The organism is Campylobacter sp. BCW_6467 (assembly GCF_001762855.1).
Taxonomy (GTDB): Bacteria; Campylobacterota; Campylobacteria; order Campylobacterales; family Campylobacteraceae; genus Campylobacter_D; species Campylobacter_D jejuni.
Genome location: NZ_MJXP01000029.1, coordinates 1 through 3,525 on the forward strand (window position 1 = coordinate 1; position 3,525 = coordinate 3,525).

Annotated in this window: 1 protein-coding gene; it reads left to right on the forward strand. The window is 31.5% G+C overall.

The features are described from left to right. Positions 1-210: 210 nt before the first annotated feature. On the forward strand, positions 211-3,432 hold the full coding sequence (locus tag AJ888_RS04820) for a hypothetical protein (RefSeq protein ID WP_070296157.1): 3,222 nt from the start codon (positions 211-213) through the stop codon (positions 3,430-3,432). The last annotated feature ends 93 nt before the right edge of the window (positions 3,433-3,525 follow it).

The window sequence follows — 3,525 nt, forward strand, 5'->3', positions numbered from 1 at the left end:
CATTAAATCAATTTTTTTATAAAATAAAATTTAAATTCAAACTATATAGTTTTATAATAATTAATATTTAATTATATTTTAAGTTTAAATATTTTAATATTCCGCTATTTTATTTTTATATTTTATATTATTATTAAAAAATAAATAATATGAAATTAATTTCAAAATAAACCATTTTAAATAAGGAAGGAGAAAAATATTTGAGTAAAAATATTATTTCAAATAAAGTGTCCATGGGGGGGGGTTAAAGAACCCTGTTTAAATTCTAAAAAGATAGTTTTATCTTTAGCTACTATTTCTTTTTTGGCAAGTTGTGCTAATGCTAAATTAAATTCTGAAATAAAAACTTATGATGAAGCAAATAAAAATCTTAAGGCTAGATCAGCAGCAAGTGTTTATACTCCTCAAGCTAGAGTTAATACGACTATAAACACCTCAGAGACAGTACAAATCAACATTTCTGATTCAGGTCCACATACCATAATAATTGAAGCAGGTGGAACTCTAGGTAGTATAGGTAATAATGATAGAATCATCTATGCTCATGCTAATGGGAGCAATACCCTTACTCTTACCAATCTTACTAATAAAGGAACTATTAATGGCAATGTAAATGTAGAGCATGATAACGATTTTAAAGGAACCATCACTGTCAATACCTTTGAAAATACAGGTCAAGTTAATGGTCAAATTTATATGGGAGTTTGGGGTGGTAATTCAGGAACTCTTAACATTGATAAATTTAACAATAGTGGAACTATAGCAGTTTCTAATAACAATCAAGGAGTGTTTTTCGAAGGAAAAAATACTAATATACAAGCCTTTAACAATAATGGATTTATTAGCGGAAGCGAAGGTGTAAGCTTATCTAGCGGAACTATAAATAGTTTTAATAATAATGGAACTATCAATGGTAACTCTTCTGGCATATTTGTATATGGTGGCAATATACAAACTCTTGAAAATTCAGGAACTATAATATCTAATGGTAATTATAGTAATCATGCTGGTATAAAACTAGAAAATGGTGGCTTCATAGAAAACATTATCAACACAGGAACTATAAAATCAAATCATTCTGGCATAATGGTAACTTGGGGTAAATTTGGAACACTTACCATAAGAGATGGAGGTGTAATTCATGGCAAATACATAAGAATAGGAGTGGGTCAATGGCAAACTCTAGGGGATTTATACATAGATGGAGCAAGCTCAAAAAAAGATGGCACAGTAAGTGGAGTTTATGGCGATAGTTATGGAATTTCCTTAGATGTTCACTCACGAACTCAAAAAATAGAACTTACAAATGGTGGTGTTATTAAAGGTGATATTAGTGGTATAAGATTAGATAGTGGAGCTTCTTTAAGTGGAGAAATGATTTTATCTGGTGAAGGCTCTAGAGTAGAAGGTGGAAGTGATGCTGGTATTTTTAATTTTGGTGGAAAAATAGAAGGCTCTATAACCGTAAAAGATGGAGCTACTATAACAGCCACTTCAAGTCAAGCCATATCTAATGTTGGCTCAGGAAGCATAACAGGTGGTATTACAGTTAGTGGGGAAAACACTAAACTTGAAGGAAATATAATCAATGCAGATAGTGCTTCTATAGGTAGTGATATCAAGATAGAAAATGGAGCTAAGGTAGAAGGTGGTCTTGTTAATCAAGGCAATGGAAGTATCTCAGGAAGTGTTCAAGTAAGTGGTGGTAGCACCATTGATTCTATTACCAATGAGGGTAATGGAGCTATTTCTGGTTCAATTACTGTAGATAAAGATAGTAAACTTGATTCTATCACTAACACCTCTACTTCTGATACAGGTATAAGTGGTTCTATCACTAACAATAGTGACAATAAACTTGAAATTTCTAACTCAGGTAATATCGGTGGTAAGATTGAAAGCACTGGTGCTGCTGATATGGTAATTAGCAATAATGGTGGAGGAACTATTAGCGGAGGTATTAGTTCTTCAGGAAGTGGAAACACTAGTATTTCTAATTCACAAGGTTCAACCATAAATAATGGTATCACTGTTTCAGGATCAGCTCAAGTTGAAATTTCCAACCAAGGCTCAGTAGGTAAAGATGAAAATGGTAATACAGTAACTAACAATGGTAGTGGTAGTGTTGGAATCAAAGATTGGGTTGTTTCTACAGACAAAGAAACAGGTAAATTAGACACTGTGGTTGTAGGTGGAAGTGGCAAAGATAATGTAAAAGTAGAAAACATCACCGTAGATCAAAGCAATGTTAATCTTGAAGAATTAGGCAATATCAATAATATCATCTCAGGTGTTAATCAAGGCAATATTGGCAATATAGGAACCAATGGAGGTGGAGAAATATCTTTAAGCTATGATCCATTAACAGGAAAACTTTCTACAGATTATCATCTTAATGCTTCCATATCTGGAGCAACCTTTAGATCTTTAATCTCAACTACTTCAAGAAGATCTACCTTTATAGACAATGTTATGGGTAATTCTATGCAAACTTTTGCTTTAGCTTCTTCAAGTAAGTCTCAAAGCATTGCTATGTCTGAAAAGGGTAATTTATATGCAGATGCAAGTGATTATATAAAGAGTGATTTAAATAACGGAAGCCATGGTTCTAATAAAGAACATTCTTTATTCATCCTTCCTTATACTTCTTCACAGAATGTTGAACTTTCTTTAAATGAAGAAAGTAAAGGACACACTAAAGGAACCATTATAGGTTATTCTACTTTAAAAGACAGTGGAATATATGGTGTGTATGCAGGTTATGAAGATACAAAAATGGGTTCAACTTATTTTGATATTAATAATAGAACCTATTATGCAGGTTTAAAATACTTTAATACCTTATTTACTACAAGTAAAGGTCAAGAAGTTTATATCAAAGCTCAAGGTAAAGCTGCTTTGATTAAAAATGATTTAACTAAAAAAATAGGAAATAATGAAGCTAAAGCTGAACCTAATTCTTATGCTTATGGAGTCAATACAGCCTTAGGTATGAATTTTATTTCTAATAAAGATATATTCTCCCCTGAAATAGGTCTTGCTTATGAAGGAGGCTATACTGAAGCTTTTTCTATGAAAGACACTATAGGACAAGCAACAGTTAAAGGTGGAGAAAGAACCTATGCAAACTATTTAAATCTTTTCTCTACTAAAACAAGCTTTACTTGGTTTAGAGATTGGTTGCCTAATTTAAAAACTTCAGTAGAACTTGGAGCTAAGTTTAATATCAATCCTAAAGTAGAAGCTGAGGCTAGATTTGGAAATACAAAAGTAAGTGATGAGTTTGATTTACCAAGAGTACAAAAATTTGTAAGCACTTCTTTTATCGTTCCTGTTAATGAAGCTTTCTATTTTAGTTTAAACTATAATGGAATGTTTGATAAAGATGGCAATACCCATACAGGATTTGCTCAGTTTAATTATCTTTGGTAATCTTATAAAAGATCCTACTTAGTTTAATTAGTTTACTCTCCTAGCTTGTTAAAATTTCATCCTGATAATTTTAAAATTATTAGGATGGATGTT